This window comes from Mesorhizobium sp. M0676 (genome assembly GCF_040320535.1).
GTDB lineage: Bacteria > Pseudomonadota > Alphaproteobacteria > Rhizobiales > Rhizobiaceae > Mesorhizobium.
This window is the reverse complement of record NZ_JAMYPU010000002.1, coordinates 347,895-370,776: the sequence shown is the minus strand read 5'-3', so window position 1 is coordinate 370,776 and position 22,882 is coordinate 347,895. Positions and strand designations below refer to the sequence as shown.

The 22,882-nt window shown below is 63.3% G+C and carries 24 protein-coding genes; 10 read left to right on the top strand and 14 right to left on the bottom strand.

Annotated features, from left to right (window positions below; translation table 11 throughout):
- Positions 1–235 precede the first annotated feature (235 nt).
- The gene (locus tag NKI35_RS03770) at positions 236–1,168 is read left to right on the top strand and encodes a LysR family transcriptional regulator (RefSeq protein ID WP_352738629.1); all 933 of its coding nucleotides are present in this window, start codon (positions 236–238) and stop codon (positions 1,166–1,168) included.
- Here NKI35_RS03770 and NKI35_RS03765 read toward each other — a convergent pair.
- From NKI35_RS03765 to NKI35_RS03755, 3 genes are all read right to left on the bottom strand, one after another.
- On the bottom strand, positions 1,119–1,856 hold the full coding sequence (locus NKI35_RS03765; RefSeq protein WP_352738627.1) for an SDR family oxidoreductase: 738 nt from the start codon (positions 1,854–1,856) through the stop codon (positions 1,119–1,121). The genes NKI35_RS03770 and NKI35_RS03765 overlap by 50 nt on opposite strands.
- Positions 1,857–2,021: 165 nt before the next feature.
- Positions 2,022–2,630, bottom strand: coding sequence for an NAD(P)-dependent oxidoreductase (locus tag NKI35_RS03760; protein WP_023667893.1), 609 nt, complete (start codon positions 2,628–2,630; stop codon positions 2,022–2,024).
- 52 nt (positions 2,631–2,682) lie between these two features.
- Entirely contained in the window at positions 2,683–3,321 is a 639-nt protein-coding gene (locus NKI35_RS03755) for a DsbA family protein (protein WP_352738625.1), read from the bottom strand.
- Positions 3,322–3,423: 102 nt separating this feature from the next.
- Between NKI35_RS03755 and NKI35_RS03750 the strand changes: the two genes are divergently transcribed.
- The 3 genes from NKI35_RS03750 (at position 3,424) to frp (ending at position 5,126) form a co-directional block, all read left to right on the top strand.
- Entirely contained in the window at positions 3,424–4,341 is a 918-nt protein-coding gene (locus NKI35_RS03750) for a LysR substrate-binding domain-containing protein (protein WP_023726302.1), read from the top strand.
- An 88-nt stretch (positions 4,342–4,429) separates the two neighbouring features.
- A complete protein-coding gene (locus NKI35_RS03745; RefSeq protein WP_352738622.1) occupies positions 4,430–4,711 on the top strand; it encodes a hypothetical protein in 282 nt (93 codons plus the stop codon).
- Positions 4,712–4,931: 220 nt separating this feature from the next.
- Positions 4,932–5,126 (top strand): fluorescence recovery protein, encoded by a 195-nt coding sequence (gene frp / locus NKI35_RS03740; protein ID WP_280940380.1) that lies wholly within the window; start codon positions 4,932–4,934, stop codon positions 5,124–5,126.
- Positions 5,127–5,203: 77 nt separating this feature from the next.
- Here the strand turns inward: frp and NKI35_RS03735 are convergent, their stop codons facing one another.
- The 9 genes from NKI35_RS03735 to NKI35_RS03695 all read right to left on the bottom strand — a co-directional run bounded on the left by NKI35_RS03735 (position 5,204) and on the right by NKI35_RS03695 (position 14,052).
- Positions 5,204–6,226, bottom strand: a complete 1,023-nt coding sequence (locus tag NKI35_RS03735; RefSeq protein WP_352738620.1) for an ROK family protein — start codon at positions 6,224–6,226, stop codon at positions 5,204–5,206.
- Positions 6,226–6,951, bottom strand: a complete 726-nt coding sequence (locus NKI35_RS03730; RefSeq protein WP_023807540.1) for a ribulose-phosphate 3-epimerase — start codon at positions 6,949–6,951, stop codon at positions 6,226–6,228. The genes NKI35_RS03735 and NKI35_RS03730 overlap by 1 nt, the downstream gene beginning before the upstream one ends.
- A 4-nt stretch (positions 6,952–6,955) precedes the next feature.
- Complete coding sequence (locus tag NKI35_RS03725; RefSeq protein ID WP_352738617.1) at positions 6,956–7,777, bottom strand: sugar phosphate isomerase/epimerase family protein; 822 nt, start codon at positions 7,775–7,777, stop codon at positions 6,956–6,958.
- Between the two features lie 39 nt (positions 7,778–7,816).
- Positions 7,817–8,659, bottom strand: coding sequence for a carbohydrate ABC transporter permease (locus NKI35_RS03720; protein WP_352738615.1), 843 nt, complete (start codon positions 8,657–8,659; stop codon positions 7,817–7,819).
- Between the two features lie 4 nt (positions 8,660–8,663).
- The gene (locus tag NKI35_RS03715; RefSeq protein ID WP_023682645.1) at positions 8,664–9,560 is read right to left on the bottom strand and encodes a carbohydrate ABC transporter permease; all 897 of its coding nucleotides are present in this window, start codon (positions 9,558–9,560) and stop codon (positions 8,664–8,666) included.
- 139 nt (positions 9,561–9,699) lie between these two features.
- Positions 9,700–10,947 carry an ABC transporter substrate-binding protein gene (locus NKI35_RS03710; RefSeq protein WP_023804404.1) on the bottom strand — a complete coding sequence of 416 codons (1,248 nt, stop codon included), beginning with the start codon at positions 10,945–10,947 and terminating at the stop codon, positions 9,700–9,702.
- Between the two features lie 115 nt (positions 10,948–11,062).
- Positions 11,063–12,208 carry an ABC transporter ATP-binding protein gene (locus NKI35_RS03705; protein WP_023686996.1) on the bottom strand — a complete coding sequence of 382 codons (1,146 nt, stop codon included), beginning with the start codon at positions 12,206–12,208 and terminating at the stop codon, positions 11,063–11,065.
- 89 nt (positions 12,209–12,297) lie between these two features.
- A complete protein-coding gene (locus NKI35_RS03700; RefSeq protein WP_352652773.1) occupies positions 12,298–13,248 on the bottom strand; it encodes a PfkB family carbohydrate kinase in 951 nt (316 codons plus the stop codon).
- Between the two features lie 3 nt (positions 13,249–13,251).
- The gene (locus NKI35_RS03695; RefSeq protein ID WP_023667906.1) at positions 13,252–14,052 is read right to left on the bottom strand and encodes a beta/alpha barrel domain-containing protein; all 801 of its coding nucleotides are present in this window, start codon (positions 14,050–14,052) and stop codon (positions 13,252–13,254) included.
- A 162-nt stretch (positions 14,053–14,214) separates the two neighbouring features.
- On the opposite strand from NKI35_RS03695, the gene NKI35_RS03690 reads away from it, so the two are divergent.
- The 3 genes from NKI35_RS03690 to NKI35_RS03680 all read left to right on the top strand — a co-directional run bounded on the left by NKI35_RS03690 (position 14,215) and on the right by NKI35_RS03680 (position 17,375).
- On the top strand, positions 14,215–14,976 hold the full coding sequence (locus NKI35_RS03690) for a DeoR/GlpR family DNA-binding transcription regulator (protein ID WP_352738680.1): 762 nt from the start codon (positions 14,215–14,217) through the stop codon (positions 14,974–14,976).
- 255 nt (positions 14,977–15,231) lie between these two features.
- Positions 15,232–16,380, top strand: a complete 1,149-nt coding sequence (locus NKI35_RS03685; protein WP_352738612.1) for a Gfo/Idh/MocA family protein — start codon at positions 15,232–15,234, stop codon at positions 16,378–16,380.
- Between the two features lie 14 nt (positions 16,381–16,394).
- Entirely contained in the window at positions 16,395–17,375 is a 981-nt protein-coding gene (locus NKI35_RS03680) for an alpha/beta hydrolase (protein WP_352738610.1), read from the top strand.
- Here the strand turns inward: NKI35_RS03680 and NKI35_RS03675 are convergent.
- Positions 17,363–18,427, bottom strand: coding sequence for a LacI family DNA-binding transcriptional regulator (locus tag NKI35_RS03675; protein ID WP_352738608.1), 1,065 nt, complete (start codon positions 18,425–18,427; stop codon positions 17,363–17,365). The genes NKI35_RS03680 and NKI35_RS03675 overlap by 13 nt on opposite strands.
- A 227-nt stretch (positions 18,428–18,654) precedes the next feature.
- Here NKI35_RS03675 and NKI35_RS03670 point away from each other — a divergent pair, with 227 nt between their 5' ends.
- A complete protein-coding gene (locus NKI35_RS03670) occupies positions 18,655–20,040 on the top strand; it encodes an FAD-binding oxidoreductase (protein WP_352738606.1) in 1,386 nt (461 codons plus the stop codon).
- 12 nt (positions 20,041–20,052) lie between these two features.
- On the opposite strand, the gene NKI35_RS03665 is transcribed toward NKI35_RS03670, so the two are convergent.
- Positions 20,053–20,697, bottom strand: a complete 645-nt coding sequence (locus NKI35_RS03665) for a YjbE family putative metal transport protein (protein ID WP_352738604.1) — start codon at positions 20,695–20,697, stop codon at positions 20,053–20,055.
- A 257-nt stretch (positions 20,698–20,954) separates the two neighbouring features.
- On the opposite strand from NKI35_RS03665, the gene NKI35_RS03660 reads away from it, so the two are divergent.
- Both NKI35_RS03660 and NKI35_RS03655 read left to right on the top strand, forming a co-directional pair.
- Positions 20,955–21,596, top strand: a complete 642-nt coding sequence (locus NKI35_RS03660; RefSeq protein WP_352738602.1) for a ThuA domain-containing protein — start codon at positions 20,955–20,957, stop codon at positions 21,594–21,596.
- Positions 21,597–21,735: 139 nt separating this feature from the next.
- On the top strand, positions 21,736–22,830 hold the full coding sequence (locus tag NKI35_RS03655; protein ID WP_352738600.1) for an OmpA family protein: 1,095 nt from the start codon (positions 21,736–21,738) through the stop codon (positions 22,828–22,830).
- Positions 22,831–22,882: the final 52 nt, after the last annotated feature.

Genomic DNA, 22,882 nt, shown 5'->3' with positions numbered 1-22,882 from the left:
GCTTGGCATAGAGCATACGTACGATGCGATCTGCCAGAGGCGATCTCTTGGGCCACCGCGCCGGCCGTGGGAAAACTTGCGGGTCATTGCCGCGAAATTCTGGCCCTTCGGTCAGCCGCAACCAGATGACGCCGGCGTCAATGGGTTGCAAATGGACCGGGGTTGCAAATGGACCAGGGTTGCAAATGGACCAGCCAAGCCCGAAATGTCGAACAGAGACAGATCCGGAAACGGCATGCACCCACGATTGCTCAAGACCTTCCTCGCCGTGGCGCGGCACCGTAATATCACCCGCGCAGCGCGGGAGGTTCATCTGGCGCAGTCGAGCGTCAGCGACCAGATCCAGTCGCTGGAAAGCGAACTTGGCGTCGTCCTCTTCATCCGCTCGCGCCACGGCCTCGACCTGACGACGGCCGGCGACGCGCTGAAACCCTATGCGGAAGAGATTCTGCAACTGGCGGAGGAGGCGCGTATTGCCGTCGAGGCAACGACGGGAATGACCGCCGGAACGGTTACGGTCGGCGCGCTGGAGACGATTGCCACTGTCAAACTTCCGCAATGGCTGGCGGCCTTTCGAGGCGACCACCCGGAGATCGGTCTGCGGCTCAAAATCGCCGGCAGCGATGCCCTGCTGCGGCAGCTCGAAGAAGGCGAGATCGACGTCGCCTTCTGTTTCGACAAGGGCGGTCTGGACGAACGTCTGGCCCGGCGCACGATATCGGCCGAGCCGCTGGTCCTTGTCGCCTCACCCGAACATGCGCCCGCATCGGGGCAGAGCGACCTGGCCGCGCTCGCCGCGATGCGTTTCGTGGTGACGGAAACCGGATGCGTCTACCGGCATCTGTTCGACACTGCCTTTGCCGAGATGGCAGCGCCAGAACTTGCCGCCGAAGTCGGCAGCATCGGCGCCATTGCGGGCCTGGTGGCGACTGGTGTCGGCATGGGCCTGGTGCCGCGGCTGGCCGTTGCCGACGCGCTCGATCGCGGCGAGATCGTCGAATTGCCGTGGCCGGGGTCGGCCCGCACGGCGTCGCTGGTCCTGATCTGGCGCCGCCGGCGGGTTCAGCCGCCGGCGCTGAAACTGCTGCTGGCGGCCGCGGCCAGGAATTTCGCTGCGCTCAGATCAGCCGATGACCGCCCTCGACATGCAGAACCGTCCCTGTCGTAAAACCGTTGCCCATCAGAAAGGCGACGGCATCGGCAATGTCGTCCGGCTGTCCGACGCGGCCGACCGGCAGGCGCCTGGCCATTGCATCGAGCGTCTCGTCCTTCTTGTCGCCGGCCACAAAACTCCAGATCGGCGTGTCGACCCAGCTCGGCGAGACGGCGTTGACACGGACCGGCGCCAGCTCGACCGCCAGCGCCCGCACCAACCCTTCCAGCGCAGCGTTGACGGCGGCAACGACCGAGCCGCGCGCCGCCGGCCGGTAGGCGGCAATGCCTGAGGTGAAGGTGATGGAGCCGTTGGCCGAAAGCTGCGGCGCGCCATGCTTGGCGAGCAGCAGCGGCCCGTAGAATTTGCTTTCGACGACTCTCTGCGCCGCCTTCAGGTCGATCGCAGGCAATAACTCATAGGCGCCTTCGATATCGGCGGCGGTGCTGACGATATGGTCGAGCCGGCCAATTCGCTTGAACAGGTCAGCGACCTGATCCTCCCTGGCGATATCGGCCGCGATGGCGCTCAGACCGGCATGGTTCCGCAGCGCCTCGCCGGCACGCTTGAGCCTGGCTTCACTGCGGCCGACGATGATGACTTCGGCGCCTGAGTCCAGGCACCGCCTTGCCAACGCGAGCCCCATTCCGGAGCTGCCGCCGACGATAGCGATTTTCGATTTTGAGATGTCTGTGTCTGCCATGTTTCCGTTCCTGTCCTGAACCGCTCCGGGCGAGAGTTCGCAGGCCGGCGGCAGGCGTGGAAACGGAAGAAAGCGATAGTGCCATCGGAGGCTCCGATGGCACTATCGTCGATAGCAACGGACGCGGGCCGCTCCGTCGAGTGCCCGCCTGTCAATGAAGTGCGCTCAGTAGCCGACCGTGAAGCGCTGCTTGATATGCGCCGGCTTTTCGATCTCGTCGGCCATGACGATGGCATAGTCCTCGAAGGAAATGCTGCTGCCCTTGTCGGACGTCAGCAGCGTGTCCTTGCCGATGCGGTATTTGCCGGTCCGCTCGCCGGCGACGAACAGCGCCGAAGGCGACAGCAAGGTCCAGTCGAGATCGTCGACCGTCCGCAGCGTGTCGAGGAAGTCGGCGCCCTTCTGTGCCTCGGCCTTGTAGATATCAGGGAAGGTCGGCGTGTCGACCAGGCGCTTGCCGGGCGCAACCTCAAGGCTGCCGGCGCCGCCGACGACGAGGTAGCGTTTGACGCCGGAAGCACGCACGGCTGCGATAAGCGTATCGGGATCGCTGTCGAGGAAATGCACCGAGGAGATCACCGCGTCATGACCCTTGATCAGGGCGGCAAGGCCATCCTTGTCGAAGACGTCGCCCTTCTTGGCAGTCACGCCCGGAAGTGCCGCGATCTTGTCTGGATGCCGGGCAATGGCGGTGATGCTGTGCCCGCGATCGGAGAGTTCCTTAAGCAGGCGGGAGCCGACCTGGCCGGACGCGCCGATAAGTGCGATTTTCATGGGGATTTTCCTTTCGTCTGGGGAGAATTTCGTCTGGGGAGAATTTCTGGGACTACGCCGCCTCGATGTGAGCGACGAGATTGTCGTAGCTGCCGAACAGCGCGTTGGCGCCGATCAGGCGCGGCGCCGTTTGGCCGATCACCGCCAGCGCGGGAACGCCATTGGCATGCAGCCGTTGGAACAACATCCGCCCGCGGCTGACCAGGTCGTCATGCTTCGCCAGAAACGGCTGCGTCGGCGCCTTCAAGAGCTTTGCCGCGTCGCTCATGCCGGCGTCGGTCAGTACCGCGGCGACGCCGTCAACCGTCACAATATCGCGGCCGTCGACATAGCGGGCATGCTGGATCGCCTTCAGTGCCGCAAGTCGCTGGCGCCAGTCGTCCAGTCCGGCGGCGCTGATGCCCATGGTGGCAGCGGAAGAATCGAGCAAGGTGCCGCTGACATTGAGCACATTGTCGAGATAGGCCTGGCTGAAGCGCTGTCCGCTCAGCCGCGCGATGCGCTGGTCATTGTCCCAGGCATGGGCGGCGAAGCCTGCATCCAGCGGCCGCGCGCCGGCACCGGAGAAAAGCCCAACCGGCAGCAGTTCGAGTGCGGTCCCGCCGGCGGCCAATCGATCCAGCATCGGCGTGGCGCCATAGCACCAGCCGCAGAGCGGGTCGAAAAGATAGGTTAGGGTTGCGTTGGTCACGGCGGCCTCATTCTGTTGCCTGATAGATGACAGCTGGACCGCTTGCGAAAAATAGCGATCAATCATACAATCTGTCTGATCAAATCATACAATGAGCTGCCTGTGACCGAACTCCTCAATCTCAACCGGCTCGTCTACTTCGCCACCGTGGTGGAGACCGGCTCGTTCACGGCCGCTGCCGACCGTCTCGATGTTGCCAAGGCTGTGGTCAGCCATCAGGTCGGCAAGCTCGAAGAAGAGCTCGGTGCAACGCTGCTGCGGCGCACGACGAGGCGCGTGACGGCGACCGAAGAGGGTCGTCTGTTCTATGACCGGACCGCGATCATCCTGCGCGAGGCGGAGGCAGCCTATGGCGACATTTCGCAGCGAGCGGCGCAGCCGACGGGGACGCTGCGGCTGACGGCGCCGCTCGATTATGGCGAGAAGGTGGTGGCGCCGACCATCGCCGCCTACATCAGAAAATACCCGAAAATGCGGGTCGAGACGATCTTCGACGATGCGGTCAGCAACCTGGTCGACGAGCAGATCGATCTTGGCATCCGCGTCGGCTGGCTTGCCGATTCCAGCAATCTGGCGCGGCGGCTGGGCAGCCTGCAGCAATTCGTCGTCGCCAGCCCGGAACTGGCCGCCAGGCTGCCTGGGGAAGCCAGCCCCAGGCAGGCGAAGTCGCTGCCCTGGGTCGGCAACGCCCAGTTGCGCGGGGTCGGCCAATGGCTGTTCTCGAGGGGCACGGAAACGGTGCTGGCCGAACTCAACCCCGTCGTCAGCTGCGACAAGACACCAGGCGTGCTGTCCTGCGTGCTGGCCGGCATCGGCCTCGGCATCTTTCCGGATTACAGTGTCGCCGACGACATTGCGCGCGGCCGGCTGGTGCGGGTGTTCGCGGACTGGACCTTGCCGTCCGGTGGCATCCATGCCGTCTTCCCGCCGGCGCGCTTCAGGCCGGCCAAGGTGCGCGCTTTCGTCGACCTCTTGGTTGCAGCCGAACGGCGGCGCGCGCGCAGTGCCGTTACAGGCTGATTTCGCTGGCTATGGTAATCAGGGAACCTTTGTTCGGCCCACGCTTTTGGATATGCTGCGATTCCGAACCGTCAGAAGGGTATTGCCCATGACCATCAAGATCCTCGCGATCTCCGCCCTTGTTCTCGCGCTTGGCTGCAGCCTGTCTACCGCAGCGCTCGCCAAGGAGAAGAAGCACCGCCATCGCCAGCCGGAACCGGAGCAACGCTACGTTCCCGCCCATCGCGACCTCGTCTATGTCCTGTTCGGCGGCCCGCGCTACTATGACAAGATGCTGATCACCACGGCGGCCGGCCCGTGCTCTTACGACCGGGTCGGGCCGGACGCGAATGCGCTGAACAAGGTCAACGATCACCATTGCGGAAAGTAGATTGGTCCCAACGGCGGGGTTGTCCTGCGTCGCAGGTTTTACCGGATGACGGCCGCCGCGAACTTGAGAGAGACAGTCGATGACCGCTGATGAGAAATGGTCTCCGTCCGAAAAGAAAGTCGCCCCGCACTGCCTATGACGCAGCGCTGAAGGTGGCGCTCGACAAGACGCTGGCTGAACTCAAGAGCAGGGCCCACGTTGCGGCAACGCCTTCCGAAATGTGGGATGTCGAAGACTTCTGCTGCAGCAGCGACGGAAGATGGACCAGATGTTCGACTATCGCTATTCACAGCTAATACAGGTCTTCGCCAATCTCATCCGGCAAGGCTATCTCGAGGAGAATCTCCTTGTTGGCTTGTCGGAAGACAAGCGGCAAACGATCCGAAAATACGCCAGCTGGAATCGCGAAGGGTAGGGGTCCTCTTCGGGGACCTTGGCGCTGCATTCAAACTGGACCATTCACCATCTTCGCGCGCGCCGCGCAGCTCGAGTTCAGCCATGGCGTGCCTCCGTGGCATCGGGGGTCGCGCCTCTGTCCTTGTCGTCCTGCGCCATCGCCAGCGGCGCACCGCCTTCCCACAGGATCAGGCTGGCGGCGCCGATCAGCCCGGCGCGGTCGCCGAGTTCAGCCTGCACGATCGGCACGTCGCGATAGGCCGGCATCGCCCGCTGCTGGATGACCGCTCTGATCGACGGTGCCAGAAGGTCGAACCCGTTGGAAAGGCCGCCTCCCATGACAATCAGATCGGGCGAATAGAGATGAAGCAGGTTGGTGAAGCCGATGCCCAGCCATTGTGCTTCCGCCTCGATCAGGTCGAGAGCGTTGGCGTCGCCGGCCTTGGCAGCCTCTACGACATGCCTGGCCGAGACGTCGCCATCATTTGACAGCCGTCGTAAGAGCGAGCCGTCGCCCGGCGCGGTCAGTCGCGTGGCGCGGCGGCCGAGCGCGGTTCCGGAGGCAACGGCCTCGAAGCAGCCGATGGCGCCGCAAAAGCAGCGGTCGCCTTCACCGGTGACGGTCATGTGGCCGATCTCGGCCGCCAGTCCGCGCCTGCCGTGATAGATGTGGCCATCGGCGACGACGCCGCCGCCAATGCCGGTCGATACGGTCACGAACACCAGCGATCCGCTGCCGCGTCCGGCGCCAAAACGCCATTCGCCGAGCGCCGCCGCATTGGCGTCGTTTTCCAGCCGCACCGGCAGGCCGAAATGCCGCCCCAGAATGTCGATCAGCGGCACATCATGCCAGCCGGCCAGCGTTGGCGGCGCAATGACGATCCCCGCCTTGGGGTCGAGTGGCCCCGGCGCACCGACGCCGATGCCGGCGACCTTTGCCTGCGGGTGTTCCCTAAGCAGCGTGCCTGCCAAAGCGACGATCTGGCTGATCACCGCCTCCGATCCCGCACCGGCAAGCGTCGACGCTGAAGCATGAGCGACGATACGGCCATCGCTTTCGACCAGCGCACCGCGCAGCGCCGTGCCGCCGAGATCGAAGGCCAGCGCAAGCTTGGTCATCAGGCGGCGACCTCCAGCCCGTGCAGCCAGGCCATGCGCCGGGCAAGGTCGGGATCGCCGAAGGCCAGCGAGCCCAGCACCACGGTCTCCGCACCTGCGGCGCGCAGTAAGGGCACGGTCTCGTGGCGGATGCCGCCATCGGCGGCGAGCACGATGTCGGCCTCGCGGCCGGCTTTGCGCATCAGCACGCGCGCCTCGATCAGGCGCGGACACGCCTGCTCCGACAGGCTTTGGCCCTTGACGCCGATGGAAGTGCCGAGCAGCGTCACGAACGCCACTTCCGGCAGGAAGGGCGTGACGGCCGCGACCGGTGTTTCCAGCCGCAGCACCACGCCGGCCTCGGCCCCGAGTTCACGCGCCAGTCTCACGGCGCGCAGACCGGTCTCGCCGTTTTCGGCGTGCACACTGATCAGGTCGGCGCCGGCCTCGATGAACTGGCGCGTCTGTTCCTCGACGATCTCGGCTTCGACCATCAAATGGACATGGATAGGCTTTGCGGTGAGCTTGGCGATGTGCGCCACCAGGTCCGGGAAGAACAGGAAGCCAGGGGTGAAGCGGGCATCGGCGACGTCGATATGATGGACATCGGCATGGGTCTCGATGCGCTTCAAATCGCGCTCCATATTGGCGAGGTCGGCCGACCACAGCGAAAACTCGCCGATAAGCCGGTTGCGCGGCAGGGCGGCAATTGCTGCGGGGCCGGACAGGGGCTTGTTCGTCGTCATCGTCTCAGGCTCCGTAGCCGCGCATTGTCTGGCGGTTGGTTTTGACGGCGCCGGTAGGGTCGGCGGCGGCCGTTTCGGACTCTTCCTCCAGCACCAGCCAGCCGTTGAAATTGGGTGCAGCACCAGCGATCTCGATCACCTTCGCCGTGTCACAGACGCCCTTGCCGAGCATCGCCCAGGTTCCATTCGCGTCGACATCCTTCAGATGCACATAGCGGATGCGATCGCGATAAGTGGTGAGCGTATCCGCCATGTCCTGGCCACCGCGCAAGATGTGGCCGGTGTCGGGCACCCAGCCCACCAGCGAGGCGTCGAGCAGCCCGAAGATGCGGTCGTAGTCGGCGCGGTCGAACAGCAGCGTGTTGTGATGCGAGCTTGGATGCACCGCGACCTGGACGCCGGCCTCGCGCCCGAGCTCGCCGGCTTTGTTGTAGACCTCGGCGGCGATGGCAAACTTGTCGTCGCGCGGCCCGTCGGAAACGATCGTGGCCGAGCCCATCGACACCAGCGCGCCGGGAAAGGCGGCGGCGAAGTCGATCCAGCGTTTGGCGGTCTCCAGGTCGGCGCCGATCTCATCCCTGAGCGTAAAACCGCTCTTGGAGCCGAAGGCGAAGGAGACGAGCGTCAGCCCGGATGACTTCAGCGCGGCGGCGAACTCCGCTGGCTTGGCGGCATAGCGGCCGATCATCGTGTCGGTGATCTCGATGCCGGCATAGCCGCCATCGGCGATCGCCTTGAGCAGATCGTCCGGGCCGCCGGCAAAACGGTCGCCGAGCATTTCCCAGGTAAAGGTCTGGCAACCGACTTCCAGGTCTTTCACGGTCATCCTTTCATTCCTTGATTCCACCTCCGTTGGAGGGACATCCTACTTGACCGACCCTGCGGTCATGCCGGCGAGGAAGAACCTCTGGGCAACCAGGTAGATGACCAGGAGCGGCAGCGAGCCGAGCACGCTCATCGCCATCATCTGGTTCCATTCGAATGCGTGTTGCCCCATCAACAGCTGGATGCCGATCGGGACGGTGCGCATGGACGTCGACTTCGTCAGTGTCAGCGCAAAGAGAAATTCGTTCCAGCACAACAGGAAGGTGTAGACCGACGTCGCCACGATACCAGGCAGTGAAATCGGCACGATCACCCGCCACAGTGCGGTCCAACTGGTGCCGCCGTCGACAGCCACCGCTTCATCGAGGTCGCGGGGCAAGGTGTTCAGATATCCCGTCATCAGCAGGATCGCATAGGGCAGCGTAAACACCAGATAGGTCAGGATCAGCGCCACATAGGTGTCGAAGATGCCATACGAGACGACAAGCCCGAAGAAGGGGATCAAAAGCGTGATCGGCGGGATCGTCTGCGTGCTGATGATGAGCGTGTTGAGGCTGCCGTTGCCGCGGAAATTGAAACGGCTGAACCCATAGGCCGCCAGCAAGGCGATCAGCACCGTCAGCACGGTCACCGCTCCGGCCACGAAGTAGCTGTTGAAGAAGAAGCGCAGCTTTACCGGGTCGCCCAGGATGGCCGCATACGCTTCCAGCGTGAAGGCCTTCGGCAGGACGGTTGGTGGCAGGGCAAAGATTTCGGTGTTCGACTTGAACGAGCTGCTCAGCATCCAGTAGATCGGGAAGGCCGCGAAAAAGAGCCCTGCGGCAAGCGCGACATGGAGCGCGGCGGTGATCAGCCTGTCTTTGGGCGTGTGCATTTTCCTCATGTAACTACCGAGCCTTTTGATAGCGGATGTAGAACAGCGTCAGGCCGAGAGAGATCAGCAGGATGACCACGGCGCTCGCCGAGGCCTGCGACAGGTTGTAGCTCGAAAACGCCAGCTTGTACGTGTAGGTGCTGAGGACCTCGGTCGAGTAGATCGGACCGCCACCCGTCGTTATCCAGATCAATGGAAAGACCTGCATGGTCCAGATGAAGTCGAGCAGCGAGATGCTGATGATGATCGGCATCAGCTGCGGAATGGTGATGAAGATCAGCTTCTGGTAGGCCTTCGCGCCGTCGATATCGGCGGCCTCGTAGAAATCCTTGGGAATGCCCTGCAAGCCTGCGAGCAGGCTGACCATGAAAAGCGGGTAGCCCGCCCAGATATTGGCGAAGGTGACGGCGTGCAGCGCGGTCGCGGGCGAGGAAAACCACTCGACCTTGGAACCGATGATGCCCATCTGCATGAGAACACTGTTCACGACACCATTCGGCTCAAGCAGAAGGCGCCAGATCACCGCGATAATCACCGCGGTGAACAGCCAGGGCAGTATGTACAGCACGCGCAGGATGTTGCGCAGCGTCGGATTGATGCGGTCGCTGTTCAGCATGAGTGCGAAGAGCATGCCGATGGTCATATGGAAGACGACACTCATGCAGGTGAAGTAGAGCGTGTGCCACAGCGAGGCCCAGAACACCGGATCGGCAAAGATCGCCTGGTAGTGTTTCAGTCCGGCAAAGGACGGGTCGCGACGCAGCACCGCGCTGTTCTGGAACGAATAGCCAATCACCGTCACCATCGGCAGCAGCATCAGAAGGCCGATTATGAGGAGCGATGGTGACAGATAGAGATAGGGTGCGACCGCTCGTTTCAGTCGATGGTGGGAGCGCTTCTGCCCGGTCATGTGCGACCCCTGGGATGTGCCTTCAAGAGGAAGGTGCGCTTCAAAAACAGGTCCATCTCAAATTGCCGATCCGTTGTTGACGGGTGGCCTGGCCGAGGCCGGGCCACCCGGTGGAAGATAGCAAACGGGCAATGGCCGCTCAGAATTTCGCCGTCCAGCCCTTTTGAGCGTTGGTTGCGGCTTGTTCCGGAGACTGCTCGCCGGCAAGCATCTTCTGAGCCTCCACGTCGAACTGGGTCATCAGGTCTTCAGCCACCGGCAGGCCCGTGAACTCGTTGGCGAGATAGCCGGTCTTGAAGATTTCGAAAGCCTTGGCGAAAGCCTTGTCCGAGGTCACGAAATCGGGCTTGGCGTTGACGTTGCCCGGGAAGGCATTTGCAAGCGACACGAGCTTGGCATTCACCTTCTCGCTCATCAGATATTGGACGAGCTTCCAGGCTTCATCCTGATGTTTCGAGGCGGCGGAGATGCCGATGCCCCAGGAGGCGTAGGGAAGGCCGCGCTTGCCGCTGTAGTCCGCCACGACCGGGACCGGGATCAGGTCGAAGTTCAGCTTGGGATTGCGTTTGCGGATGAGGTTCACATGCGCAAGCGAGTCGATCATCATTCCGACCCGATCGTTGACGAATTCCTCGACCTTCTCCTGCTCGGTCTTGGTGGCAATGCCGGGCGAGATGACGCCGGCGTCGTTCAGCGATTTGACGAAGGTGAGCATATCGACCACCGGCTTGCCCTCGAGAGCCGGCTTGCCTTCAACCATCATCGATTGGCCCGAGGCCCAGACCCACGACATCAGGTCGTTCTGGACACCGGACGGCGTTTGCAGCGACAAGGGCAGCACCCAGCCATACTGGTTCTTGTCGGCGTGGGTCATCTTCTTGGCGGCTTCGAGAAACTCCGCGCGGGTCGACGGCAGCTTGGTCACGCCTGCCTGGGCGGCGAGGTCCAGATTGACGAAGACCGGATAGACGAACGAAGCCACGGGAAACATCACCGCCTTGCCGTCCACCTTGATGATATCCGCGACCTGGGTCTTGTCGAACCCGCTCGCATCCATCATCGGGTTCATGTCGGCCAGCGCACCCTGCGCGTTCAGATTGTTCACCCAGGCGCCGTCGAGACCGACGACGTCGCTGAGCGTTCCGGTTGCGGCGCCGACCGAGATCTGGTCTCGCGTGGTCGCATAGGGACCGCTGACCAGCGTCACCTTGATGCCGGGGTTTGCAGCCTCGAAGTCGTTCATGATTGCCCTGAGCGAGCCGCCCGGCAATTCGGGCTCCCACCATTGGGTGAATTCCAGCGTCGTGTCCGCCATGGCGCCGGTTGCACCAAGCAACCATGCGGCCGCGGCTATTTTCAGCATCGCGGGTCGTATCCGAAACATCATTTTCTCCTCCTTCTTCAAGATCGGCCGCACAATGCGGACGGTCGTCTGTTCATTCAGAAGCCTTCTTGTATCTTCCGCAGGCACCTCGCTCCCGCCCGCGGTCTTCCGCAGATCTTCAGATCGCCAGATGCGTTTCGGGATCGAAGAAATGGAACTTGGCATCATCCACGGCCAACCGGATTTCCGAGCCGGAGCGGACGGCGCTGATCGGCTCGAACCTCGCCACCGCGTTCGACGCCAGGCCGAAATCGTCCACCGCATCCGGATCGCCGGAGTCCACCCGGACAGCGTCGATGTTCATGTGGACGATCTGTTCGGAGCCGAGTTCCTCGATCGAGGTCACCCTGGCCGGTATCGTCTGATACTTGCGACCGGATTCAAGGCTGCTGTCATAAAGATCCTCCGGTCTGATCCCGAACACGACCTTGCGCCCCGCATACGACCTCAAGGCCGGCCTGCGCACGAAGGCTGCATCCTGCAGCCGGACGGCGAAGTCGCGAAAAGCGAGCTCGCCGCCCTTCAGGGTCGCCTCGAAAAGGTTCATCGAAGGAGAGCCGATGAAGCCGGCAACGAAGGCGTTAACCGGCGATTCATAGAGCCTCTTGGGTGTGTCGACCTGCTGCAGCACACCGCCTTTCAACACCGCGACTCTGTCGCCCATCGTCATCGCTTCGATCTGATCGTGGGTCACGTAAATGGTCGTGACGCCGAGCTGCTTTTGCAGGCTGGTGATTTCGGCGCGCATTTGCACACGCAGTTTCGCATCCAGATTGGAAAGCGGCTCGTCCATGAGAAAGGCGGCCGGCTCGCGCACCATGGCGCGGCCCATGGCAACCCGTTGACGCTGCCCGCCTGACAGGTTCGCGGGTTTGCTGTCCAGCAAAGACGTCAGCTGAAGAGTTTTGGCGATCTCGTCCACGCGCTTCTTGCGCTCGGCCTTCGGCTTGCCTGCCAGCCGCATCGAAAAGGCGATGTTTTCGGATACCGTCATATGCGGGTAGAGCGCGTAGCTCTGGAACACCATCGCGATGTCGCGGTCCTTGGGCGGCATGTCGACGACGTCGACCCCGCCGATCCGAAGGCTGCCGCTGGTGATGTCTTCCAACCCCGCGATCATTCGCAACGCCGTGGATTTGCCGCAGCCGGAAGGCCCGACGAGGATCAAGAACTCGCCGTCCTTGACCGACAGGTTCAACTGGTCGATTGCGCGAAAACTGTTCCCGTAGGTTTTGCAGATCTTCTCAAGAATGACTTCTGCCATATTCCTCCCTCCACAAGTATAAGCCCTGATTTTTATGATTCTCCTGGGCTTGTGTTCGCCTGCGAAATGTTTCGTCGGATCGTTTCAGGTCATGCTCCAGCATCCACATGCGCATTTTTCAGGTCGACTGCTGACGGCGCGTTCGCCGATGCCAGGAGTTGCGTGACCTGGTCCTCGGTCGGAAGCGCCTCGCGCCCGCCACGCCCCGTTATCGAAACGGCCGCCGCCGCGGCCGCGAATGCGATCCGGCCCGCGGTGTCGGCTCCGCGCGTCAACGCATGGGCATAGGCGCCATGAAAGCAGTCACCCGCGCCTGTGGAGTCGACGACCGCAACCCGGTGCGGGGGCAGGTGCCAGAGACCTGTCTCTTCACGGCCGCGATAGTACACACCCCTGCCTCCATCGGTCAGAACCACGGCGGATCGCGATGGCAACCACAAGGCATCGAGCATCTCGGCAGGCGATCGGCGCCCCGTGGCAGTCCGTGCAAAGCTAAGTGGAAGAATGAGATGGTCGCAGAGCGCGATCAGCCGCTCCGTGGCGGGGCCGCTGCTCCATTCGATATCGCCGAGGATCGCAAGGCCGAGATCGCGAGCCCGAGCCACGACATCCAGCGACCCGGTCGCATAGCTATCGACGATCAGGACGGTTGCGCGGCTGAGGATATCGTCCGGAAAGTCCGGAGCGGTGCCCAGCATCGCATCGTCGTCATACGCGATGAACCTTTCCCCGTCCGAGCCGACGGTGATCCGCGAGTGCACCGGGCGCGCGTCGGGATGGCGCGGCGCGAATGCGGTTTCAATACCGCTCGCCACGAGATCGAGCAGAACGGCGTCGTCCGCGGCACTGGCCAGCCATCCGACGAACCCGGCGGTTCCGCCGAGCCGCGCGACGGCGGCAAGCGCCGTCGCGACATTTCCCCCGAAAGCGCGGGTACTTTGCAGAACCTTACCCTTGCCCGCCGACAATGGCTGATCGACGTAGACGATGTCGTCTATCGCAATAGCGCCGAAGCCGAGGGTGGCGGGGACGGTGGGCATCGTTCAGGCGCCCGCCTTCGCCAAGGCGTCTTGCGCCGAAAGGCCGTCATGGATGACGCCGCGAAAGGCAAGCGCTGCCTTCTCCGGATCGCCGTGCCCCCAGAGATTGCGGCCTACCACGGCGCCGCGCGCGCCGGCACGGATGGCGTCCGCCGTCTGCTGAAGCGCGCCGAGCAGCGTATCGGTCTTTGGCCCCCCCGCGATGACAACCGGCACCGGGCAGGTCCGGACGGTCTCTTTGAATGACTCGAAATCCCCGGTGTAGCCGATCTTGATCACGTCGACGCCGGACTCGTAGCCGATGCGCGCCGCGTAGGCGATCTCGTCGGGGGTGAAGACGATTTTTGCCCCATCGGTGAAGTCGCGAGGGTAGATATGCGCCACCACGGGCATGCCGTAGCGGGCTGCTGCATTCACCGAATCGGTCAGCCAGCGTATGTATTTGCCCTCCGTCGCGCCGCGCACCGGAATGGCCACGGCCAACGCATCGGCCCCCGCGCGCACCGCGTCCTCGGGCGTTGCGATCAACTCGCTGATGCGATCGTCCGCGGTGAAGCAGCCCGCCTGAATCACCAGGGAAGCTTTGCCCGCATATTGCGGCCACAGATGGCGCGCGGTGCCAGGCTGGATGCTGACGTAGTCGGGTTTGCCCGCCATGACGCGTGCGAGCGCACCCGGCAGGTCGGCAAGGCCGCCTTTGCGCACGTCGCCATAGCCGACGAAGTGGTCGACCGCGCCGCCAAAAAGGTTCCCCGATGGATGCGAGAAGAGGCGCGCGAGGCGCACCTTGGTTCCTAGGCTCATGAGTCCAAAATTCCCTGATCGGTTGATTTAAAAAAGCTCGATCCAGTGTTTCCGAAAGAAAAAGGAAAAACAATCTTTCGAAAGCTTTCGAATCTGCATATTTCCGGTAAGGTGAGCCGAGGCCGGCGCGATTGCTCGGCGCAGGCAGGCAAGGGCCGGGCAATGTTGTCGGAGCAGAGACGCCAATCGATCCTGGGCGAGGTGCAACGCAGCGGACAGGTTCGCATCAAGGACCTGTCGGACGGGTTTGGCGTGTCGGAGGTCACGGTGCGCTCCGACCTCGAAATACTGGACCGCAAGGGACTGCTGACCAAGACCCGTGGAGGGGCGGTGACCCGGACCACCGATTCGACGACGGCCGCGTTCGCGCGGCGGATGGAAACGAACCTCGACGCAAAGAAGCGCATCGCCCGGGCGGCGCTCGACCTTTTCGAGCACAACCAGTCGGTCATCTTCGACGGTGGCTCGACCTTGATGCAGCTTGCCATGCAGTTACCGCCGCTCAGCAATGTCGTGGTCGCGGCCACGGCCATGAACATCGTGCAGCATCTTATGCATCGTCCCGGGCTCGACGTTCATATGATCGGCGGCCGGGTCTATCCCGACACGGTGAGCACGCTGATCACCGATGCCGATACGGCTCTCGGCGGCCTGGTAGCGCATCAGGTCTTTGTTGGAGCGCATGCGATAGACTCGTCACTGGATGTGGTCGACGTGAACGAAGACATGGCGCGAACGAAGCGAAACCTCGTTCGCATGGCCCGGCGCGTTGTCCTGCTCGCCGATTCGAGCAAATGGGGCGTCAGCGGGACGTCCAAGGCATTTTCGCTGTCGGCCGTCGATGTGGTGATCACCGACGATGGCCTGCCCGGTCCAATACGCAGCGAGCTTGATAGGATCGGGGCCAAGGTGATCTATGCCTGAACCCATCCCGGTCTCTGATGCGCGACGGAAAGCGCGCATGACCCACGGGCTTCGCAGCGGCCGTCGGCCGTTTTTCATGCCGGTCATGTTCTGCTCCTCACGCTGGCGGCCTCCCAATCCTGCGCCAGAACTCTCACATGCTCTATAAAAATTTTACGCGCGTCAACATTTAAAGTCCTGTATAGCGGATTGCGGGGGGTCGTGGGAACTGCAACGGTTGCGCAGCATGCCCTTGGCTTGGGAGGAAAGCTGGAAATGCACGGAAAATCAGAGACAAAGCTCGGCATCGGTGTCATCGGCTGCGGCAACATCTCGATGACCTATCTGCGCAATGCAGCGCTCTTCGGTGGTGTCGAGCTACGCGCCTGCGCCGACATTTCCGCTGACATGGCTGAGCTGCGCGCCAGGGAATACGGCATCCGAGCGATTGGCGTCGACACGCTGCTCGCCGACCCCGATATCGACCTCGTGCTGAACCTGACAATCCCCGCGGCGCATTTCGACATTTCGTTATCGGCGCTTTCGGCGGGCAAGCATGTCTTCACCGAAAAGCCGCTGGCAACCTCTGCCGCCGACGGCCGCCGCCTTGTCGCCGAGGCCGCGAAGCGCGGCCTGCTGATCGGCTCGGCGCCGGACACATTCCTGGGTGCAGCCGGCCGCCGCGCGCGCCGGCTGATGGATGACGGCGCGATCGGCAAGCCGGTGACCGGCACCGCTTTCATGATGGGACGGGGCATGGAGCACTGGCATCCCAATCCGCAATTCTATTATCAGCCCGGCGGCGGTCCGGTGTTCGACATGGGTCCCTATTACCTGACCGTGCTGGTCAATCTGCTCGGGCCGGTCGAGCGCGTCATGGCGATGGCGACGCGCGGCCAGGAGGAGAGGCTGATCACGGCCGACGGGCCGTTCAAGAACACGACATTCAAGGTCGGCACGCCGACCAACATAATATCGCTGCTCGAATTCCGCTCCGGCGCCACCGTCACCTTCGGCGCCTCATGGGATGTTTTCAAACACTCCAACCATCCGATCGAACTGCACGGCACCGAAGGCTCGCTCAGGCTGCCTGATCCCGACACGTTCGGCGGCACGGTCTCGCTGTCGGAACGTGGCGCCGACTGGGCCGATTTCGCCAGCGAGAGCGAACTCTACGGCGCCCGCAACTGGCCCTATTCCGCGCCCGACCGTGCCAATTACCGCATGCTCGGCGTCGCCGATCTGGCGGGCGCGCTGGCCACGGGCAGAAAGCCGCGCGCCTCCGGTGAGCTGGCGCTGCATGTGCTTGAGATCATGGAGGCGATCCTGGCTTCGGGCGAAAGCCGTGGCTCGGTTGCCGTCAGCGGCACGGTCGACCAGCCGCCGCTGCTTGGCGAAGAGGAAGCGGCAACCCTGCTTGCCTGACGGGAGGTTCGTCCGTGACATCGCCGCCGTCCCTGCCGACACTCGATCCGGAGGCCCGGCATGTGCTCGAGCTCGGCAGCCAGGCCGGCGCGCCGCCGTTCGAAACGGGAACGCCAGAACAGGCGCGCCTTGCCTACAATGAGGGCTTCCCAAACCTGCAAGGCGAGCGTGAACCGGTCGCAGCACTCAGCGAGCGCATCATCGCCGGACCCGGCGATCCGCCGAGGCTCAGGATCTATCGCGGGCAGGGCGCGCCTTCGGCAGGCGCTCCGGCGCTGCTCTATCTCCATGGCGGCGGCTGGGTGATCGGCAATCTCGACTCGCATGACGAGATCTGCCGCTGGTTCGCCAACGAGGCAGGCGCTGTCGTCGTTTCCGTCGACTACCGGCTGGCGCCGGAACACAAATTCCCGGCGGCAATAGAGGATTGCCGAGCGGCACTTGCCTTCATGCAAAGCGCCGCGGACGAACTCGGCATCGACGCTGCCCGCATCGCGGTTGCCGGCGACAGCGCGGGCGGCAATCTCGCCACGGTGCTCGGCCTGCTCACGCGGGGGGACAAAAATCCGCCGGCAGCGCAGCTGCTGTTTTATCCCAACACCGATGCCGGGCAGACGACGGACAGCTATCGCCGCTTCGCCATAGGCTTTGGCCTGACCGCCTCGACCATGGCCTGGTTCCGCGACCATTATGTCCGCAATGCCGCCGACATCGGCGACTGGCGTACCTCACCGCTGAAGGCGGAAAGCCTCGCCGGTGCGCCGCCCACCTTCATCGCCATCGCCGGTCACGACATCCTCGCCGACGAAGGCGAGGCCTATGCCAGGCGTCTGCAGCAGGCCGGCGTGCCGGTCGTGCTGGAACACTGGCCCGGTCAGATCCACGGCTTCGTCTCGATGGGCCGTTACGGCCCGGCAGCGAGACAGGCGGTTGCCGCCGCCATTGCCGCGTGGCGAAGCTTCGATCCTGCCTTTGGAAAGGCTCAAGCGGACTGACGCATCACCAGGGCGGCGTCGAGGCTGACCTTCGGCGCGACGTTGGCCGTATCCTCGTTGAGCAAAGCGAGCAGTGTCTCGACGCTGCGCCCCGCCATGGCGGCAAAATCCTGCGCGATGGTGGTCAGTGCGGGGCAGGTGTAGCGGCTCAGCGGATGGTCGTCATGGGCGGCGATACGCAGGTCGCAATCGGCCTTGCGGCCGATCTTCAGCCCTTTCGCGAAGGCCGCCGCCATCACGCCGAAGGCGAGGCGGTCATTCGCACACAGTATGGTCTTGCCGGGCAGGCCCCCGGTCTTGCCGGGCAGACCTCTGGTCTTGCCCGACAGGCCGCTGGCCCCGAGCATCTGTTCCATCTGCTCGTAGCCGATGCGCTCGAAATCCCATGTGTAGTCTCGGGTGTTGCCGATAACCACCGGGTCCTGGCCAAGCTGATGCATGGCGTCGACATAGCTGCTCAGCCGCTCCGGCGAATTGTGATTGACATGCGGGATGTCGAAATAGATCGGGGCGTCGCCGGAGCGGCAGAGATAGTCGACGATGGTCGAGACGCTCTGGGCATTGTTGTTGCCGACAAAGGGCGTGCCGCCTTCAAGATAGGTGTCGAAATAGACGACCGGCATTGTCTGGGTCAGCTTCTCCAGCGTGCGCCGGTCCGAACGCAAGCCGAGCGGCGCGATCAGCGCGCCCGAAACTTTCAGCGACAGGATGGTACGTGTCGCCTCCATTTCGAGCTCGGTCGAGCCATGCGAGGAGATGACGATCGGCCAGTAGCCCTCGTCGCGCAGCCGAAGTTCGATGCGGCTGACCATTTCGGAATAGAAGGGGTCGGTGACCGTCGGTACGACAATGCCGATGGCGCGGGTGCGCTTGCGGTTGAGGTTGCGGGCAAACAGATTGGGCTGGTAGTCGGATGAGCGCAACGCCTCTTCGATGCGCTTGCGCGTTGCCGGCTTGACGCTGGTCGGATCGTCGAAATATTTCGACAGCGTCGGCCTGGAGACGCCGCAGGAGCGGGCGAAATCCTCCATCGTCTTGTGCGTCATCGGCATTCAATTCCTCGTCTGGCACGCGCCAGAACCTCGGTCATCCCTTGACGCTGCCCAGGGTCCTGCAGCCGGCGCGTCCGCCACGCAACGGCAGACGAAATTTACAGGAAACGTCAGTGGGTTCAACGCGCAATGACAGATTATACCGTGCGTAAATTTGTTCAATTGACGCGAAAATTGTCGCGCATCAAAGTCTCGGTCACAAAGAGCGCTGAAACAGTCCAGGCACCATGACACAACAGATCGATCGGCTTCTTTCCCAGCTTTATCGTCGGCTCGATGCCGCCGCGGTTGTGATCGGCGATGCTATCGATCCGCGCTACAGCGACGACCTCTCCGGCAAGGGCGGCGGCCAGCCCGAACTGGTCTTGCGTCCGCGCAACGCCGCCGACGTCGCCGAAATCCTGCGCCTATGCAGTGGTATCGGCCAGAAGCTGGTCGTCCATGGTGGCCGCACCGGGCTGGCAGGCGGCGCGCGCGTGCAGCCGGGCGAAGCGGTGCTGTCGCTGGAGCGCATGACCGCGGTCGAAGCGCCCGACCGCGCCGCGGCAACCATCATGGCAGAGGCCGGCGCGCCGCTGCAAATGGTGCAGGAAGCGGCCGATGCAGCCGGCCTGATGTTCGGCGTCGATATCGGCGCGCGCGGCACGGCGACGGTCGGCGGCAACATCGCCACGAATGCCGGCGGCATTCGCGTGCTGCGCTACGGCATGTACCGCGCCCAGGTTCTGGGGCTGGAGGCCGTGCTTGCCGACGGCTCGATCCTGACTTCGTTGCGTGGCCTGGCCAAGGACAATTCGGGATACGATCTCAACCAGCTTTTCATTGGCAGCGAAGGCACGCTGGGCGTGGTTACTCGCGCCTGCCTGCGGCTGCATCCCAAGCCCGCCACCGAGGTTGCCGCATCCTGCGCGCTTGGCTCGCTGGGGGCGGCCATTGCGCTGCTCGACCTGCTCAAGCAGCGGCTCGGTCCCTTGTTGTCAGCCTATGAGGTGAATTTCTCGCCGCTCTACGGCTCCATGATTGCCGGCATGGCGGCGCCGGCGCCGCTGCCGGCCGGCGCGCCGGTTTACGTGCTGGCCGAGATCCAGGGCAACCAGGCCGAGCTGGACGGCGAGCGTTTCGCTTCGGTGCTGATGCAGGCGGTCGAAGACGGCATCGTCGCCGACGTGGTCGTCTCGCAGTCGCCGCGCGAATTTCGTGCGCTATGGGATGTGCGCGAAGAGGCCAACCGCTTCCTGTTTGCGATCGAGGGCATGATCGGCGTCGACATCAGCATCCCGTTGGCGACCATGGCGGATTTCCTGCGCAACGCCGAAGCCGCGATCCACGCCGTCGACAGCCGCGCCGAGATCTACGTCTTCGGCCATCTCGGCGACGGCAATCTGCACTATCAGGTCGACACCACGGAACCGGCCGCCGCCTATGAGATCATCTATCGCGGCGTGGCGGCATGCGGTGGCGCCGTCTCGGCCGAGCACGGCATCGGCCTCGACAAGAAGAAATGGCTGAACCTCGTGCGCAGCGACGCCGAACTATCAGCCATGCGCCGGCTGAAGGTGGCGTTCGATCCGCACAACATTCTCAACCCAGGGCGGATTTTCGATATTATTTGATGGCCAGGAGGTCTAGCTTGCAACTGGCGAGAGCAGCGCGTGGAAGTCGACCGTTCTCATCTGCTCGACGCCGTCCAGAGTCATATTTCCCGCGACATAGACGATGATTGCCAGACCGAGCCAGCCGATCCAGCGATACCTGGCAAGCAGCGCCGCCACCAGCGTCGAGGCGACCGCCATCAGAACCACCGACAGGATGAGACCGAACACCAGCGCATTCATGTCGTGGGCGGCGGCGCCCGCCACGGCCAGCACATTGTCCAGCGACATCGAGACATCGGCGACGACGATCTGCAGGATCGCCGTGCGCAGCGCCTTGGCCGGCCGCGCCGTCGCAAGTGCTGCGGCTTCATTGTCGACGTCCTCGCCGCCGCCGGCCGAGCGCAACTCCTGGAACACGTTCCAGCACACCCAGAACAAAAGCATGCCGCCGACCAGCATGATCCCAGGAATTTCCAGCAGCTGCACCGCGATCACCGCAAAGACGATGCGGATCACCGCCGCCGCGGCAATGCCGGCGATGATCGCCTTCTGCCGCAACGCCTCGGCGAGGCCTGCGGCCGCCATGCCGATCACCACGACATTGTCGCCAGAGAGCACAAGGTTGATGGTGATGACTTCCAGATAGGCGGCGACAGTCGTCTGGTCGAAACTCATAAAGCGGTCTCCCCGGAAGGCTCCGGCTGGTTGCGGGCGCATCGGACCGATGTCTGCGCAAACGCGAAGACAGCTGATTTGAGTGCAGCCCGGTATTGAAACAAGACGCCAGCGCGGCCAATCGGTCCTCATCCACGGAATTCATCGCCGGGTCGTGATTTCCGACCAGAAATGCCCGTCCCAGAATGCCCGTCATGGAAGGAAGACAAAAGCGTTCCGCTTGCCTATCAATATTGCCGACCAAAGGAGAGACGAGCATGAGCAAGACGGCACTGATTTTCTGGGGCGGATGGGAAGGCCACACGCCGGCTCGCAGCGCCGCTGTCGTCAGCGAGATATTGACCGGGCATGGCTTCGAGGTGCGGACAGAAGAGGGCACATCGGCGCTTGCCGATCCGCAGCTCCCGGCCATCGATCTGATCGTGCCGGTGATCACCATGTCGACGATCGATAAACCGGAGCTGCAAAACCTCACCGCCGCCGTCAGCGGCGGGACCGGCCTTGCCGGCTTCCACGGCACCATGGGCGACAGTTTTCGCAACGAGCCGAACTATCAGTTCATGACCGGCGGCCAATGGGTCGCGCACCCCGGCGACATCATCGACTACCGTGTCGACATCATCAGCGACGATCCGATCGTCAGGGGTATCGAGGGTTTCGCCTACCATTCCGAGCAGTATTACATGCATGTCGACCCGAGCAACGAGGTGCTGGCGACGACGACGTTCAGCGGTGAGCATCTCGACTTCATCGACGGCGTCGTCATGCCCGTGGTCTGGAAGCGCCGCTATGGCAAGGGCCGCGTCTTCTTCAGCGCGCTCGGCCACACCGCGGATGATTTTTCCGTGCCGCAAATGCGCACCATCTTCGAGCGTGGGGTGCTGTGGGCCAGCCGGTAACCGGGGCCTGTCCAAGCAAGCAACGGCGATATCACGCCTCCGCTACTCGCTAAGCCGCGGCTAACGCACTATGGTGGCTGAGGTGACGACGTTCGACCGCCGTCATCGCAACTGAAATGTGTTGTCACGGGGGGCATGCATGTTCGGGGTCGTCGGATTAGTAAGGCATGGAAAGCCGTCGCAGCGCTGGCGTCCGCCGGCTCTGGTGGTCGTGGTGTTCGGCCTGTTGCTGCTTGCGCCGGAAGTTGCGAATGCGCAGCCGCACTGGACGCTCGATCCGGCGAATTCGACACTCACCTATCAATCGGTGAAGAAGAACACCATTGTCGAAACCAACAAGATCAGGAACCTCTCGGGCACGCTGACATCGGATGGCGCCGCCAAGGTCACGTTCGACCTCAACTCGGTCGACACCGGTATCGACCTTCGCAATGTCCGCATGCGCTTCCTGTTCTTCGAAACCTTCAAATTCCCGACGGCGGAAGTGACCGCGAAAGTCGATCCCGCCGCTTTTGCCGATCTCGCCACCAAACGGCGCATGAGCGCGCATATCCCGTTTCGCCTGAGCCTGCACGGCGTCGACAAGGACCTCGAGGCCAATGTCGTGGTCACCATGATCACCGACAGCATGGTGTCGATCGCCTCGGAGGCGCCGGTCGCCGTGCATGTCGAGGATTTCGGCCTGTTGCCCAACATCGAAAAACTCCAGCAGGCGGCCAATGTCAGCAGCATCGTCCCGACGGCTTCGGTGTCGTTCGACTTCGTCTTCACCGCTGATGGCGCCAAGCCTGCCGTCGCGGCCGCAGCCCCAGCCGATGCCGGGCCGGTCGCCACAGATGCAGGCAAGACGTCCTTCAGCGACGATGAATGCCTGAACAGGTTCGAGGTGCTGTCGCGCACCGGCGCCGTCTATTTTCGCCCAGCCAGCGCTCGGCTCGATGAAAAGAGCCGCCCGCTGCTGGCCGAGGTGGTCGGCGTCGTCGGCAAATGTCCGAAACTGAAGGTCGAGGTTTCGGGCCATACCGATTCCGACGGCTCGCCGACGGCCAACAAGAACCTGTCGGAACGGCGCGCCAAGGCGGTCGCCGACGCGATCATCGCTGCGGGCATTCCATCGGCGCAGATCACGGCTTCCGGCTATGGCGAGGAAAAGCCGGTGGCGCCGAACGATACGCCGAAGAACAAGGCGCTGAACCGGCGGATCGAGTTCTCCGCCACGCCGCTCTCCAACTGAGCCGGTCCTTAACTGAGAAGGCCCGTCAACCGAAAAGGAATCCGGTGCGTTT